General features: G+C 55.6%; 14 protein-coding genes. 6 read left to right on the plus strand and 8 right to left on the minus strand.

Annotation, left to right across the window (positions count from 1 at the left end; translation table 11 throughout):
- Window positions 1-341: 341 nt before the first annotated feature.
- Complete coding sequence (locus IEW12_RS04310) at window positions 342-716, minus strand: VOC family protein (protein ID WP_188564722.1); 375 nt, start codon at window positions 714-716, stop codon at window positions 342-344.
- Window positions 717-1038: 322 nt separating this feature from the next.
- Here IEW12_RS04310 and IEW12_RS04315 point away from each other — a divergent pair, with 322 nt between their 5' ends.
- Entirely contained in the window at window positions 1039-2307 is a 1269-nt protein-coding gene (locus IEW12_RS04315; RefSeq protein WP_188564723.1) for an MFS transporter, read from the plus strand.
- A gap of 84 nt (window positions 2308-2391) precedes the next feature.
- Here the strand turns inward: IEW12_RS04315 and IEW12_RS04320 are convergent, their stop codons facing one another.
- Window positions 2392-2769: a VOC family protein gene (locus tag IEW12_RS04320; RefSeq protein ID WP_188564724.1), complete on the minus strand. Its 378-nt coding sequence runs from the start codon at window positions 2767-2769 to the stop codon at window positions 2392-2394.
- A 156-nt stretch (window positions 2770-2925) separates the two neighbouring features.
- Window positions 2926-3948, minus strand: a complete 1023-nt coding sequence (locus IEW12_RS04325) for a GlxA family transcriptional regulator (RefSeq protein ID WP_188564725.1) — start codon at window positions 3946-3948, stop codon at window positions 2926-2928.
- A gap of 110 nt (window positions 3949-4058) precedes the next feature.
- Between IEW12_RS04325 and IEW12_RS04330 the strand changes: the two genes are divergently transcribed.
- Together IEW12_RS04330 and IEW12_RS04335 are read left to right on the plus strand one after the other, a co-directional pair.
- Complete coding sequence (locus tag IEW12_RS04330) at window positions 4059-4670, plus strand: LysE family translocator (RefSeq protein ID WP_188564726.1); 612 nt, start codon at window positions 4059-4061, stop codon at window positions 4668-4670.
- Between the two features lie 56 nt (window positions 4671-4726).
- Window positions 4727-5287 carry an isochorismatase family protein gene (locus IEW12_RS04335; RefSeq protein WP_188564727.1) on the plus strand — a complete coding sequence of 187 codons (561 nt, stop codon included), beginning with the start codon at window positions 4727-4729 and terminating at the stop codon, window positions 5285-5287.
- A 53-nt stretch (window positions 5288-5340) separates the two neighbouring features.
- Here IEW12_RS04335 and IEW12_RS04340 read toward each other — a convergent pair whose 3' ends face one another.
- The gene (locus tag IEW12_RS04340) at window positions 5341-7485 is read right to left on the minus strand and encodes a prolyl oligopeptidase family serine peptidase (RefSeq protein ID WP_188564728.1); all 2145 of its coding nucleotides are present in this window, start codon (window positions 7483-7485) and stop codon (window positions 5341-5343) included.
- Window positions 7486-7823: 338 nt separating this feature from the next.
- Between IEW12_RS04340 and IEW12_RS04345 the strand changes: the two genes are divergently transcribed.
- The 3 genes from IEW12_RS04345 (at window position 7824) to IEW12_RS04355 (ending at window position 10328) form a co-directional block, all read left to right on the plus strand.
- Window positions 7824-8336 carry an Ivy family c-type lysozyme inhibitor gene (locus IEW12_RS04345; RefSeq protein WP_188564729.1) on the plus strand — a complete coding sequence of 171 codons (513 nt, stop codon included), beginning with the start codon at window positions 7824-7826 and terminating at the stop codon, window positions 8334-8336.
- Window positions 8337-8429: 93 nt separating this feature from the next.
- Window positions 8430-9113 (plus strand): hypothetical protein, encoded by a 684-nt coding sequence (locus IEW12_RS04350; RefSeq protein ID WP_188564730.1) that lies wholly within the window; start codon window positions 8430-8432, stop codon window positions 9111-9113.
- A 24-nt stretch (window positions 9114-9137) separates the two neighbouring features.
- Window positions 9138-10328, plus strand: a complete 1191-nt coding sequence (locus tag IEW12_RS04355) for a tetratricopeptide repeat protein (protein WP_188564731.1) — start codon at window positions 9138-9140, stop codon at window positions 10326-10328.
- Between the two features lie 125 nt (window positions 10329-10453).
- Here the strand turns inward: IEW12_RS04355 and IEW12_RS04360 are convergent, their stop codons facing one another.
- The 4 genes from IEW12_RS04360 to IEW12_RS04375 all read right to left on the minus strand — a co-directional run bounded on the left by IEW12_RS04360 (window position 10454) and on the right by IEW12_RS04375 (window position 15783).
- Complete coding sequence (locus IEW12_RS04360) at window positions 10454-11011, minus strand: cytochrome b (protein WP_188564732.1); 558 nt, start codon at window positions 11009-11011, stop codon at window positions 10454-10456.
- Between the two features lie 42 nt (window positions 11012-11053).
- Window positions 11054-13612, minus strand: a complete 2559-nt coding sequence (locus IEW12_RS04365) for a cation-translocating P-type ATPase (RefSeq protein ID WP_188564733.1) — start codon at window positions 13610-13612, stop codon at window positions 11054-11056.
- 2 nt (window positions 13613-13614) lie between these two features.
- On the minus strand, window positions 13615-14583 hold the full coding sequence (locus tag IEW12_RS04370) for a cation diffusion facilitator family transporter (RefSeq protein WP_188564734.1): 969 nt from the start codon (window positions 14581-14583) through the stop codon (window positions 13615-13617).
- A gap of 318 nt (window positions 14584-14901) precedes the next feature.
- Entirely contained in the window at window positions 14902-15783 is an 882-nt protein-coding gene (locus IEW12_RS04375) for an AraC family transcriptional regulator (RefSeq protein ID WP_188564735.1), read from the minus strand.
- Window positions 15784-15870: the final 87 nt, after the last annotated feature.

A 15870-nucleotide genomic window follows, 5' to 3' on the forward strand; every position in this document is an offset into this window, starting at 1 on the left:
TTATTTAGTATATGTTGATCGCAAAATAGTTAAATGACTTCAAGGCAATTTTTACCTGTGCAATATGGCAGGTTTAATGAGAAATATTAGCCTGAAAACCTTTACATCAGCCTGCTCACCGCGACTATCACCGTTTGCAGAGCAAAGAACACTCCCTATCCGTGAGTTGCAGACGCCCGAGACGCCATGAAATGAAACGACGTGGCCAGAAGCCGGGTACGCCCAATTGTAATATCGCAGGCCAAGTGTGGCGCATCACATCGGTCAACGCACTCCACTATCGTATCCTCCATGCCACGTCTTACCGTCTGCATTATTTAAGCTTGGACATGCGGAATGGTTCAGGCCTCTGGTTTATGGCAAACCATTTCTATATTGTGCCCATCCGGACCAATGACGAACGCGGCGTAATAGGTCGCGTTGTAATTCGGACGCACGCCGGGTGCACCGTTGTCTTTGCCACCGGCCTCCAGTGCCGCGCGATAAAAGGCGTCAACTTGCTGGCGGTTCTCGGCGACGAAGGCCAGATGCAGATGCGCCGGTTTCTCATTGGTTTGGTGCAGGCATAGTGAAGTCTCGCCCCCTGCTGCAAGCTCGACACCGTAGCTTGGCACTCCCTCCCCGACAATAGTTATGCCTATAGGCTCAAGCGCCTTGAGAAAAAAGGCTTTGCTTGCTGCAAAGTCGCTAACGCCGAATTTGACGTGATCAAACATGTGTTCTCCTGAAGTGTGCGGGCCTGCAGGTCTGTACGAGGCTCAAATATTTTAGACCAAAAGATTGCCATTAAATCACTATCTTGGCAAGCTCTGACGCAAGCATTTTTACCCGCATGCGACCATAGCCGGGTGCTCAAAACAACAATTGACTCTAGCGCATGCATCCGCCAGCAGCACTTCCTGCATACCGATTCGCCCTGTGCAAAAAAACAAGCTGCAGACTAGCTCCGAGTAGTCAGTCCGACCTCGATCCTGCTCCTGTGATATCCTTCGCCTTCGCTGCACGTTTTTTGCCGACTCCTCTTTACCTCCCCTGCTTATGCATTCCCCCCTTGATCATTCGCTTCAACCGTCTCCAGCATCTCATAGCGTTAGCGCTACCATCACACCGATTACTCCCCCCATCAAGGCTCCGTATGGTTCCGGCCTGGCTGATCTGGCATTAGCCGTTGGCGGCCTGGCCATTGGCACCGGTGAATTTGCGTCGATGAGCATCTTGCCGGTAGTGGCCAATGACCTGGGCACGACATTGCCGGAAATGGGGCATATGATCAGCGCCTACGCATTAGGCGTTGTTGTGGGTGCGCCCATCATCACCATCTTCCTGGCACGCATGCCGCGCCGGCTGATGCTGGTTTGCCTGATGCTGATGTATGTGGCTGGCAACCTCTTCAGCGCGCTTGCTCCCAACTACGGCATGCTGGTGCTGGCGCGCTTTATCGCCGGCATACCGCATGGCGCCTACTTTGGCGTGGCAGCGCTGGTCGCTGCGGCACTGGCACAACCAGACAAGCGCGCGCAAGCGGTATCGCGGGTGATGCTGGGGCTGACAGTGGCCAATATCATCGGCGTGCCGCTGGCAACCTGGCTGGGGCAAGGCGTAGGCTGGCGCGCAGCCTTCATGGCAGTCTCTGCCATCGGTCTGCTGACCATGCTGCTGGTACGTATTTTTGTGCCGAAGATCGATGCAGGCAATTCCAGCCCGCGCCGTGAACTGGGCGTGTTCCGCCGCCTGCAGGTGTGGCTGACATTGCTGATGGTGGCAATCGGCTTTGGCGGCATGTTTGCGGTATATACCTATGTGACCCCTACCCTGCTGGAAATCACCCACGTATCGCCATGGATGGAATCGCTGCTGCTGGCCATCATCGGCATAGGCATGACTATCGGTAACGTCGTCGGCGGCTGGATGGCAGACCGCTCCCGCGTCTGGACCATCTTTGGCGTATTGGCCTGGAATGCGGCCTCGCTGGCAGCATTCACCTACACCAGCGGCAACGTGTGGGCAGTGGCGATCAACCTGTTCGCGATCGGCGCCGGCATCGCCATCGGCCCTGCGGTACAAACCCGTCTGATGGACGTGGCCGGCGATGCGCAAACCGTGGCTGCTGCGCTGAACCACTCCGCCTTCAATATCGCCAATGCGCTAGGCGCATGGGCGGGCGGCATGGCGATTGCGATGGGCCTGGGCCTGCGCTCTACCGGTTGGGTAGGCGCGGCATTGGCACTGGGCGGCATCGTGGTGATGGCAGTATCCGTGGCGGTGGAGCGCCGTAGCGACAATTTGCGGGGTGCTGTGCCTGCCTGATGGTGTATGCCGGCTTTGCTCCGACGGCAACACTGAAATGCCCGCTTCGTTGCGGGCATTTTCATTTTTAGCGGCTTCCCAGCTCTAACCGTTAACGAGCGTCAGAATATTGCCGTCCGGGTCCTTGAACCACACCACCCTCAGCTCCCCGTGGATATGGATATCGCCTTCTCGCTTCATCTCCGGCAGGTCGTAGTGTTCAAAGACCACGCCCCTGGATTTGAGCGTGCTGACGATGGTATCCAGCTCATCCCCCACCATCCACGTCACGGCGGTTGCCTTGTTGGTGCCTGCATAATCGGAGCGATAGACATTGAAGATCGATTTTCCGCTGCGATAGCTGGTCACTTCCTCACCTTCGGTAGCAAATTTTTCCAACCCCAGCTTGCCTTCATAGAACGCAGCGGCAGCCTGCATGTCCTTCACGCCGACGGTGGCGATGGCTGATTTGTCGTTGAGCATATTACCTCCTGGATTCACTTTGCAAATGCACACGATGAACAAGCAGGATGCGCCCGAGGAAATGGCCGCTCTGTGCGTTGTTTAACACGGCGTGCACATAGTGGCATGCAATATTGCGCCAGCCCAAGCGGTGGAGACAGAAGCCATTGCTGCGGATTAAAGAGCCTGTGCACCCTCTCTCCTGCGCAGCGCATCCGGGCTCTCTCCAAACCGCTTGCGAAACACCTTGCACAGATAACTGCTGTCCTGGATGCCCACTTCATACGCCAGGCCGGCAAGGCCGTGATCTGAATTCAATAGGCGCCAGCGTACATGCTGCAGGCGCAGTTCGCGCCAATAGTCGTGTGCGGTCTGGCCGTAGCTTTCCATAAAGAGCCTGTCCAACTGGCGCCTGCTAACGCCTATCAAGGCCGCTATCTCGTCGGTGGTCTTTTTCTCAGCCATGAAGCCTCGCATCAGGCCTATCGCCCGGCCCACATGCCGGCCTGCGTCTGCTTCCTTATCCAGCGATTTCAGCCGGTGGCGGTTGCTCCTGGCTTCGTCCACCAGCATGTCTGCCAGGCCCTTCAGCGCGCGCTCCCGGCCGCATTCGCGCGTCAGTATCTCCACTGCCAAGTCGATTGCCGCACTGCCGCCGGCGCAACTGATGCGGTTGCCGTCAAAGCAGTAGATCTGCTCTTCCACCACGTCCACCAGAGGAAACGCGGCGCGGAACTCTTGCACATGCCGCCAGTGGATCGCTACTTTGTGCCCGGCCAGCAAGCCGCAGGCAGCCAGTAGAAAGCAGGCATTGTCTATGCTCACCAGCTTGACGCCGTGCGCGGCGGCTTGCCTCAGCAGAGCTTTGTAGCCGGACGCCAGCTTTTGCGTCAGCCGCGCCGTCCTGCCGCCAAAGACCACCAGATAATCGACATCCGAAAAATTCAGTTGCTCCGGCGTGACCTGCACTTCCACCGCAACGCCGCTACTGGACCTGACATGGCCCATCTCCCTGCCCAGTACTTGCCAGGTGCAATAGCGCTGCTGGCTATAGTCTTCTTCATCGGCGGAAAAGCGCAGCTTGTCCAAAAAACCGCCGAAGGGCAGCATCGTGAAGTCCGGCAAGGGCAGCAGTAGAAAGCGCACATCAGGCACGTTCGGCACAATGCCGGGATCCGCGGGTACGGTATTTTTGTCCATAAACACAAAGTCCAAATAATGCCAAACAATGTCCAAATAATGCCATATCTTTACAAGCTGCGCATTTACACTATCCTCATTGAATAAGGCTTACTGAAGAGGATGCGACAATGGCTTTACATACCTGGCTGATTTATGTGATTGCGGCAATCGGCCTGTCGCTCACCCCCGGCCCAAACGGCTTGCTGGCCTTAACTCATGGCGCGCTATATGGGCACAAAAAAACCCTGTTCACCATCAGCGGCGGCGTGATTGGCTTTGTGGCGCTGATCGCCATGTCGATGTTCGGCATAGGCGCATTGCTGCAGACATCGTCGCATGCGCTGACGATACTGAAGTGGGCCGGCGGCATTTACCTGATCTGGCTGGGCATACAGCTATGGCGCGCGCCCGACCTCAAGCTGGCACCCATGGGGCAGGTTCACGCCAAAAGCGGCGGCTCGCTGTTTCGCCAGGGCCTGCTCTCTGCGATGTCCAACCCCAAGGCCTTGCTGTTTTACGGCGCTTTTTTGCCGCAGTTTATCAATCAGCAGCAAAGCATGCTGCAGCAATTCCTGATCATGGCTGCTACCTTTGCGGTGATTGAATTTGCGACGGAATACCTGCTGGCACGTCTGGCCTACCGCGTGCGTCCATGGCTGGAGCGCGGTGGCAAGCGCTTCAACCGCTGTTGCGGAGGCATGTTTGCGCTGTTGGGTGCGGCGCTGCCGGTCATGCATTAAACTTTTAGCTCCCATCGCTTTTGCGTCTACCTTTGCGTTTAACTCGGAAAATAAACATGCAAACTTCAGATACCTCCGCTGCTCCCGGCACCTCTGCCGTCATTGTCATTGATCTGCAAACAGGCATGTTTGACGGCAAGCTGTTCGAACCTATCCATCAGGCCGGCCCTTTGCAGGACAAGGTGCGTGCGGTCATCGCGTGGGCCAGGGACAACAAGCACCCGCTGTGCTTCATCCGGCATGATGCCGAAGCGGGAGACCCACTGGCGCCGGATGCGCCGGGCTGGCCGGTATGGCCTGCGCTGGGTCAGAGACCCGACGAGCCTACCTTTTCCAAGAACGTGGGCGATGCATTCAGCCAGCCCGCATTGTTGGAGTGGCTGGAGGCGCATGGCGCGCGCAAGGTGATACTGCTGGGTGCCCAGACCGATTTTTGCGTCGCTGCTACGACAGATGGCGCGCTGGCGCTCGGGCTGGACGTGAGCATCATTGCTGATGCGCACAGCACCTGGGCTTCAGACGGCCAGACTGCGGATGAGATTATTGCCAAGCACAATGCCAGGTTCGCCGCAGCGGGTGCTCGGGTGCAGACCAGCGAACAGCTGATGGGTGCATGAGAAGATGGGGCATGAGAGGCTGCATTTTTACACAGCCGCCTCAGGCTGCACTGTCAGCCTTTTGCATACTGAAAAATAAAAGCGAAGATATCTGCACTCTTCAGCTCACCGCTTTCCTGCGTGCTGGAATAATGGCCGGAGTCATAGTCCACTCGCAGTAAAACCGGCCTGCCAAGTGCGGCTTCTTTTTGCATGCGCGCCGCCATCTTGGCGACCTGCCACGGCTCTACCCGGATATCGTTGGCCCCGGTGATCAGCAATGTGGCGGGATACTTCACGCCATGGCGGATATGGTGATACGCATCCATTTCAGACAGGCCGCGGAATTCGTCTTCTTTCTTCACGGTGCCAAATTCTTCATCATTGCCCGGCCCGTTGGAAGTCACTTCGAAACGCAGCGTATTGAACAAGCCCACCTCGCCAATCGCGACAGAAAACAACTCTGGCCGCTCGGTGATGGCGCGGCCCACCATGATGCCGCCAGCCGAGGTGCCCCACAGCGCAATGCGGCCTTGCGAAGTCCAGCGCATCTTGATCAGGGCCTCTGCTACGTCGATGGCATCGCGCCAGGTATTGGGCTTATTCGCTTTTTGGCCGGCGATGTGCCAGTCTTCGCCTTTTTCGCCGCCGCCGCGTACGTGAGCATATACCAGCACACCGCCGTTTTCCAGGAAGGCCAGCTTGGAAGGCTGGAAGCCAGGGTCCAGCACAATGCCATAGGCACCATAGCCAACTATCAGCACGGTGTTGCGGCCATTCAGTTTGGTACTGGCCTTATGCAGTATCTGCACCGGCACCAGCGCGCCGTCGCGCGCCTTCACGTCCAACCGCGTCGTGACAAAGGCGGACGTGTCATACGGCAGGCGCGGGGTCAGGCCGGTATCCACGACCTTCAGGTCGGCACCGGCATGCAGCGTAACCGCAGCCCAGGTCAGGCCATCCATGCCGAACCACGCGCCTTCCAGCGACGGGCAGCAATTGACATCCCATACCGCTCCCTGTGCAGGCAGCGCCACGTCTTCCAGCTTGCCGCTCTGGAAGCTGTAACGGCGCAAGGCCCCTACCAGCCCACGCAACTCGTGCACGTATAGCCCGTCTTTTGCCAGGCTCAGCCCATCCATCACATGCTCACCCTGCGGTATCACCACGACACGGTTCGCAGCTTGCGGCGCCTTGGCGCTGACTTTAAATACCTCGCCGCGCTGCGATTTGCCCTTCGCCAGCACATAGATGTCATCACCGTGCACTACCGCAGCAACGGCGAGATCCTCTTTGCTGAAGACTGCGGCCCACCCCGGCTTGCCCTGCAACAGATCGCCGATGCGCGCCACCAGCCCGTAGGCCGGCCACTCGCCATTGCTGAACATCGCCCCCAGCACCCAGCCGCTGTCAGTAGCAGAAGTAATCTGGGGCATCTCACGCTCGCCATAGCCCAGCGCCGGGCCGTCCGATGAACGCAGTGCTGCCGTGTCTTGTGCAGGGTCGCTGCCTATGCGATGCAACCAGCAGGACGTGCCCAGGGAATAATCCACACTACCCCTGACCGCATTTTCGCGCAGGCGGGTATAGAAAAAGCCGCTGGAATCCGGCAGCCAGCTACCGGGCATGGCATTGAGCCGGCTGATCAATACGTCGGTGCCTGAATCCAGGCTCAGCACCCGTAGTTCGCGGTTCTCATCCCCGCCTTCATCAATGGAATATGCCAGGTGCCTGCTGTCCGGCGACATGGCCAGGCCGATCACGCGGTGCGGCTTGCCGCCCTGTGCTTCCGTGTTGAGCAGCAGACGCGGCTCGCCTCCGCCCACCGGTTGTGCGTACACCCGGAACAGCTGCTGCCCCGGGTCGCGTCGAATGTAGACGACGTATTTATCCGTCACCTGGCGGACGGACACATCGGTCTTCTGCGCGTTATAGCGCTTCAGCGCATGCTGCACCGCTTGCCTGCCGGGAATCTGGTCCAGCGCCTGGCGCGCAAACACGCCCTGCTCTTTCAGGTAACGGACAAACTCCGGCGTATCAGGCTTTTGCTCCATCCAGCGATACGGATCAACAATCTTCTGCCCCCACAGAACATCCACCACCGGCGCCTCCCGCGCCATCAACAAGCTCGCCTGCGTCGATTTTTCAGCGTTGGCGGCAAAGCTTCGCGAGACAGACAAAGCCAATACGGACAGCATAAAGTTGCGGCGCGCAATCATGATGGATCCTTGTTGTTCGGGTAGAGATTCGGACAGGGAATTGCTGAGTATAGTCGTGCTTTTTAGTTAATATCGGCAGGCTAAGGGCCTGCGAGAAAATTTAACTAAAAAACAACACCATGCAGCACTCCCCTAGATAATAATTTCCCGTCAGCATCAAAATCAATTGCCAAAAATAAAACTTCTCGTTATCTTTCCAAAATGCAAAGATAACGATCTGCTTTGCGAAGCTAGATAAGGTTTGTTCAGAAAAAATGAGCCCTGCAACACACTCTCGTCAATGTCTCCGAACTGGTCGAAGACAAAAATTTGAGTATTAAAACTTTTAATCAATCTCCATGAAATTCGTACACTACCTCTACGCAATACATGTCACTGTAGCCGCATTGATCAGCACCTCGGCTCTTGCACAGGCTTCTGAGAATTCAGTCGATACTGCATTGAAATGCAAGATACAAACAAACTGCCCGTCATTCAGCGATGTTTTCAAAAGCGATCCAGCGGTTAGTCCGATTTTAAAATCAGCATTCGCCGCATCCGACCTGACGCCCCCTGCATGGTATGAAGATGGAGTTGAGTCCCAAATTACTCCCATCGTATTCCAAGGGAAAATGGGGCTCATCGGCAATATCTGCAAACCGCATTTTTGCAGGACCTCTCTCACCTTTATTTATTTCCCGAAGACCAAACGAGTAATTGGATTATCCCTGCAAGAAACCCGAACCTGGTTGGGTGAGCCCGACGCCGAGGAGCAAGCACTTTTATCCGAGCTGAAAACACGTGGCAGTCCGTTATATCAAAGGTTACGTACGCCAAATGAGCCCTTGCCTATAGAGATCAAGCAACCTTGAGCAGTTAACAGAGCCGCTCTTACTTACGAATAATGAGTGCATCACGAATCCCTGCCGTTAGCTTCACCGTCATTGACCAATCAAAGGATGGGCATGAACCGTATATTCAATGTTATTGCAAGGATCAACAGCATTCTGCTTTTGCTGGTTCTCGTCGGCGCAGGCTTGTTTATCCTCTGGACCTCCTGGACAAGCGCTCGTTGGGAGCCCAGAGGTCAAATTAAAGTCGCAGATGCAGGAGTCAAATCAAGTTCGCCCGTCTTTTTGCGACTGGAACGACTAGAAAACATCAGAGGAAGCAGCGCGCAAATGATGCGCTTGTCTGAATCTGAAAAATCAGTATCTTTCGCGTCCGGCAGCAGCTACAACCAGTCAACTCGCAATATCCTCTTTATCTCGGGAACAGACAAAAAGGCGCACTGGCTTTTTCCAACACAAGCCAAGCTCATTCTGGCCGTTGAACAGCTCAATGAAAAAATCGACGATGCCAAAGAAAAGCCGACACAAGCGCTCTACTTTGAATACGTGGATAAGGACAGCAATGGTGATGGCACTTTGTCTCACCTGGACCAGTCAAACATTGCACTTGCCAAACCTGATGGCAGTGGGTTTATCGATGTCTTGCACGGAGTAGATCGTGTCATCTCCTACGAACTACTCAGCGAAAAAGAAATCTCCATCGTTTATCAAGTAGGCAAGAGCATCAAAAACATCCGTCTGTCGGCAATTTCATTCGCCAAAGAATCAGAGCAGGAAATAATCAGCATACCCGACTAAACCAAAACACCAGGATAAGCGTCCATGATAAAGAAACGACCGATACCCTTATTCGCAGCAATGCTTGCAACCGCTCTGCTGCTGCCGGCACAGGCAAGCGTGCTGGGCAACGAGGCCAGTACGGTCCTGGTTAAAGAAGGTGATGTACTGCTTTCAAAAAACCAGTATGAGGCTGCGTATAACAAATATGAAGCCGCAACCAAGCTGGATCCTGGTGCGTCTATACCTATCTCATCCATGGCATTGACCATATCCCTGGCTGCATCATCATACGAGGGTAATCATGCAGCGAAAATGAGGCAGCAATCAGAAGACCTGGTACGTAAGGCCTTGCTGATGGAACCGACCGATCCTGTAGCGCAAGAGGTATTGCGATTGCTGCAGGACAAACCCGCCCCCTTGCATGCGCCGACCAAGCAGGCGTGGCAAACCGTGCAGGAAGGAGAGGTCCTTTTCCACGGAGGGAAATATGCAGAGGCACTTGCCAAGTACGAACAGGCAGCGGCGCTTGATCCCCTGTTTTCCGTTCCGTGGGTATACGCGGGTGATTGTTTTTTTGCACAAAAGAACTGGCACGAGGCAGAGCTACGCTTTCGCAAAGCCACCGAGGTAGAACCGCTGAATGGGCAGGCCTGGCGCTTCCTGTCGGATGCGCTCATGCAGCAAGGCAAAAAGCTGGATGCAGAATCAGCTTTGCTGAGCGGGATCGCAGCGCAACCAAGCCAGATGCCCAACTGGGAAAAGCTGGCGCAAATATGGGGCCTGAGCGGCGTGCAAATGCAGCGCCTGCAGATGGTCCGCAAATCGCAGGTCCAGTTTGATAAAGCGAACAACAAGTACAACATTTATGTTGATTCTCCCGCCAAGAGTGACGATAGTCCCGACACTCCAGTCTGGCTGGCCTACGCGCTCAGCTTGTCGAAGGCGCAGACGGAAAATATGACAGGTAAAAGCAAAGCATCTCCTTTTTCCATGGAAGTCGCCGCGTGGCGCATTGCCATGATCGTCGCTGACGAGATCAACGCCAGCACCGGCAAAAAGCTAACGGATGCCGCGCTGCAAAAAATGCAGACGCTGGCCCAGGCAAATCAACTGGAACCCGCCATACTGCTACTGATGTATTCAGAATCATACCGGCCAGAATTCGAATCCTGGAAAAAAGCAAACCCCAACGGCATACGGGCTTTTGTCAACACCTATGGTTTGCGGCCTTGATTGAACATGCAGAGTCCAGTTAAAGGCGGCCGATCATTACATTGTCGAGAACCGGGCCATCCTGTGTTGGATCAAAAAAAGAACTTACTTCTTCCAGGAACGTGAGTGTTGCACTCATGGACGTTCTAAAACCAGATGCGATGAAAGACGCGGTCTTTGTCCATCAGTAAGTGCTTCAGGCCAGCGAGCACGTGCAAGACGATCAGTGCAGTAAGGACAAAAGCCAATATTGAATGGACTTCAAAAAACTGCTCAGCAATGTCATGGTTTGGGCTTATCCACGCCGGGAGTTTCAGACCAAAAAACGCAACACCTTTCTTGGTATAAGATGCTCCTAAGAACCCGATTATGGGCATTGCCAGCATGCCGCCATAGAGCAACCACTGTATCAGGCCCGCAAGCTTCCTTTGCCAAGTCGGCACATTATCAGGCAGTGGCTCCGGCTTATGTGTAATTCTCCAGATCAGACGAATTACAACCAGCGCGAGCAGAACCAGCCCGAAGGATTTGTGCTGATTAAAATACCAATCACTACCGGGTTCGTCCTCTATCGACATCATGTACCAGCCCACGCACAGCAGGCCGACGATCAAGAGTGCGGATATCCAATGCAGCCAAATCGCCGGCTTTGGATATTTCCAGTTGTGATCAGCTAATGCTCCAAAGTTACTACGCTTTTCCATATCGCTTCCTCGGTTGGTATTCACAATGCAAAACTGTATCGTTCAGCCTGTCGCCGCTTTACTAGGCAATTTTTTCCACTTCAACTGCCCCCACTTTACTAACTCGAACCACGCAATGCTCACCGCTGCAACAATCCCAGACGCGAGCAGCAGCGTGGCATCTGGGAGTGAGAATACAAAAAGCTCTTGTATGGCGGACACCCCTAAGACCACTACCAACAGCAGCACCGCCGATAGGCTGATCCAGGAAAACGAACTATTCGAAGCTTGCCGCCGCTTCCACGATGGCTGGGACCAACTGCGATTGGTGTAGATCAGTCCCAGGTTTGACAGCACCAACGTAATGAAGGTTGTAGTCCGTGCTATGTCGTCGGACTTGCTCAACCATCTGACTGCCAGATGGAAGCCGATCAGCATGATCAACAGGCCTCCCCCCTGCAGCAAGCCGCGCACCAGGATCTCGCGGTCAAACAGGTGCATGTCCGGCCTTCTTGGCTTGCTGACCATGGCGTCGGCTTCTATCGGTTCCGCCTCGAAGACGATAGAGCATGCGGGATCGATCACCAGTTGCAGAAACAGGATATGTACCGGCATCAGCAACATCGGCAAACCGATCAATACGGGCAAAATGGACAGGCCAACGATAGGCACATGCACCGCAACGATAAAGACAATGGCCTTGCGCAGATTGGCAAACAGCCGGCGGCCGTGCTGAACCGCCAGCAGCAGAGAAGAAAAATCATCCTTGAGCAAAACCAGGGCTGCCGCTTCACGAGCGACGTCGGTGCCCCTGGCACCCATCGCCACTCCGATATTGGCTGCCTTCAGTGCAGGCGCATCGTTTACGCCGTCGCCAGTCATCGCAACCACGTCGCCACGGCTGCGGAAGGCTTGCACCAGGCGCAGTTTCTGCTCTGGTGCAATCCGGCAAAAGACCTCAGTATTCTTGAGCCGCGCTTGCAGCGCCGTATCATCCATTGCGGCGAGGTCAACGCCTGATAGCACGCCACCCGCCCCGCTAGCGATCCCCGCCTGTCGCGCAATTGCCAGCGCAGTCGCGGGATGGTCGCCGGTGATCATTACCACGCGCATACCCGCTGCGTGACATTGCGCGACCGCTTGCGGAACTTCTGGCCGCACCGGGTCTTGCAGCGCGACCAGGCCGAGGAACACAAAATCAAAGACATGCTGATTGTCAGGCAAAATGGTGGCCGGAAACATCGCGCTGGCAACACCGATTACACGCAAGCCGCTATCCGCCATGGCCGTCACTTGCGATGCAATGCGCGCGGCGCGCGCCGGCTCCATGTGGCATAGATCGATGATGGCCTCCGGCGCGCCCTTGGCAGCGATCAAATATTCCGTCCGGTCGGGCGATTGCCAGACCCGCGACATGGCAAGCATCTGCCGCGACAGCGGATAGTCATCAATCAGCACCCAGTCCGGATGCAGGTGTTCCGTATTTGCCAGCAAGTGAGCACCGGCCTGCCCGATGGCAGCTTCCATGGGATCAAATACGCGGCGGTGGCTTGCCAGGACGGCATATTCCAGCAAACCATGCAGCTCTTCCTGCAAATCGGCACCGCCTGCGGCTTGGCAGGTGTAGCCGGACTGTTCCGACCAAAGCTGGGCCACTTCCATGCGGTTGGCGGTGAGAGTACCGGTCTTGTCAACGCACAAGACCGTTGTCGCCCCTAGCAATTCAATAGCAGGTATGCTGCGAGCCAGAATTTTCTCGCGCCCCAGCCTCCATGCGCCAAGCCCGAGGAACAGTGTCAGGATAACCGGCAATTCTTCAGGGAGGATAGCCATGGCCAGCGTTAGTCCAGCCAACAAGCCCTGGAGCCAATCGCCACGCAGCCACCAATAAGCAAGCGCGAGACCGGCGGCAAGGCACAATCCGCCTATGGCGACGGTTTTTACGACGGCGCGCGTCTCCAGCTGGATCGGCGTCAGCTCTGTACCTAGCGTGGCAAGCGATGCGCCTATGCGTCCTAATGCGCTGTTCACTCCGATTGCGATCACTAAGCCGCTAGCCGTCCCTTGCGTAATCAGGGTGCCGGAAAAGACCCGGCTTTCCTTGTCGCTGTCAGCATCAAGTGTACCGTGCTTTATGACTGGTACAGATTCTCCCGTAAGCATTGACTCGTCCACCGTCAGATTCGACGCGCTGAGCAGGTCGATATCGGCGGGAACACGATCGCCTTCAGAGAGAAGCACCAAGTCTCCAACCACCAGCTCCCTGCCGGCGACCCGCTCTTGCTTTCCATCTCTGATGACCAAGGCGCGGGGACAGGACAGATCGCGCAATGCATTCAGTGAACGCTCGGTACGCCGTTGCTGAAAAAAAGTAATGCCGATGACAATGCAGACAAAGCCCAGGAGCATGAGCGCTTCATTCCGATCGCCGAGCATCAGGTAAATGGCGCCGCAGGCTACAAGCAGCAGAAACATCGGTTCCGAGACAACATCCAGCAACAGGCGCCCGGAACTCAAAGGGCGAGAGGCAGGAAGCTCATTCAGGCCGTTTATGCGTAGCTGTTCTGCTACCTCCGCCGCTGTCAGGCCTTCACTTTTCTGCTGCGCGGGCATGGTTTCCATGCCTATTCCAGAACCGTGGGGCGTAATAAACTTTCGTGGTCGAGGTCCGGCCGTCTCCATGGATCCACATGCGTCATCAGGTTGAGCACCCGGTGGCGTTCCAGCACGCGGCGCCTGGCGTTGACGGCTATGTCATGGCCGGCCTCCACCGTCAGCGATGCATCAACCTCCAAATGTACGTCGGCGATGATCATGTCTCCCATCTTCCGCGTGCGTAAATCATGCACGCCGCTGATCCCGGGCGTTTCCAATAACGTGGTTCGAATCGCATTAAGCTCTATCTCGTCGATCGCCCGGTCCATCAGATCATGAAGGGCATCCCACGCAAATCTCCAGCCCATTCTCAAAATCATGACCCCAACGATCAGGGCGGCAATTGGATCAAGTATGGGATAACCTGCCAGATTGCCGATAATACCGACACCAACGACAAACGATGACGCCGCATCGGAGCGCGCGTGCCACGCATTCGCAACCAGCATGCTCGATTTTATGCGCTTGGCAACCGCAAGCATGTAGCGAAACAGCAGTTCTTTGCTTAACAACGCTATCGCAGCAATCCAAAGCGCGATGCTATGCACTTGCGCGATGGTGTCCGGAGCTTCAAGCTTCAACACCGCAGACCAGACCATGCCTGCCCCCACCGCCAGCAACAGCAAACCCAAGACTAAAGAAGCTGCGTTTTCAAATCGCTGATGTCCGTAAGGGTGATCGTCATCGGCGTCTTTCTTGCTGTGGTGGCTGGCGAACAGGACGATGAAATCCGCCACCAGATCGGAAAGCGAGTGGATGCCGTCCGCAATCAAACCCTGTGACTTGGCAAATACCCCTATGGCGATTTGCGTGACGCTGAGGCAAATGTTGACGGTGACACTGACCCAGGTACTTCGCGATGCAGCGGCTGCGCGTTCAATTGCCGATAGTGAAGGATTCCCGTTCTCGGTCTCGTCTTGAAATTCGGTGGGTTTCATATAGGCGCGTGATGGGGACAATGCATGTTTAAAGGACATCAGCATCTTAAGGGAAATGGCACCACTAAGCGAGCATGGATGCTCCGAATCATAGTCTCAATGATTCGCGTTTATGCCTATCCAATTAAGCGATTCCCCATGCAGCATATCTCCGGGTCACTTCCATGGAGCATGGTCCTTGCAACTGGCGGCGCTTCCAAATCTGCAATGCATGAGAAAATTTTCAAAGCCAGGTACAAAAAAATCTGGGAAGTCTGCCACCACCCCAACACTTCTCTAGCGCAATTCGGCCAGAAGCCCCATCAGCAGCATTGGCTACTACCTCATCTCATTTGCTATCCTCGTAGAGTCCTGTCCCGGTGGCCGGCCAAACTCGCGCGAGTACTCCCTGCTGAACTGCGTCGAGCTTTGATAACCCACCTCATGCGCTGCGGCCGTGACGCTATAGCCTGCGGCAAGCAGCAAGGTACGAGCTTGGAGCAATCGAATCTGCTTTTGATACTGAAGCGGGCTCAATGCAGTCACTGCCTTGAAGTGCCGATGGAAGGCCGATATGCTCATTGCGGCACTATTGGCAAGCTCTTCTACTCGTAACGATTCTGCATACTCCTTACGTATCCTCTGAATAGCCACATTGACCCTGGCCAGGGCCGTGTCCGGAAGAGCGACATCGCGCAGCATCCACCCCATAGGCCCCTGCAATACACGGTACAGTATCTCGCGCTCATACACCGGCGCCAGCGCAGGAATGTCGGCTGGATGCTTCATGAGGCGCAGCATCCTTAGCCAGGCATCGAGCAGCTCCGGCGTCACCGCTGCTACGGAGAAGCCGGCCGCGTCATGCAAGCGCTCGGCAGTATTAGGCAGATCACCCAGCAAATTTGAAATGATGCCGGCCTCCAAGGTCAAACTCACCGCCAGATACGGCTCTCCTGTCTTGGCTGGATGCACGGTGCCAGCCGCCGGGAGGTCAACAGACATGACGAAATAAGTTGCCGGATCATAGTGCAGGCTCCGGCCGCCGACCGTCATGGACTTGCTGCCTCTAAGAATCAGGTTGATCATCGGATCATAGACGGCGGCCAATTGGTGCTCAGGGATGGCACCCTGCACCATCGCTACGCGCGGAATTCCTGTCTCCGTGCGCCGATTCTCCGCGTGCGCGGCGAGGCTTCTAAGCTCATTTAACTGTTTTTCCATACTGTCATTAAACCTCAGCTTGAGGCTTGCTTGCAATGTAAAAGCAGAAATAGGCAGGATTGAGGCACGAACTGGCAGGCCTGTTTT

Source organism: Parundibacterium terreum (assembly GCF_014636315.1).
Classification (GTDB): Bacteria; Pseudomonadota; Gammaproteobacteria; order Burkholderiales; family Burkholderiaceae_D; genus Undibacterium; species Undibacterium terreum.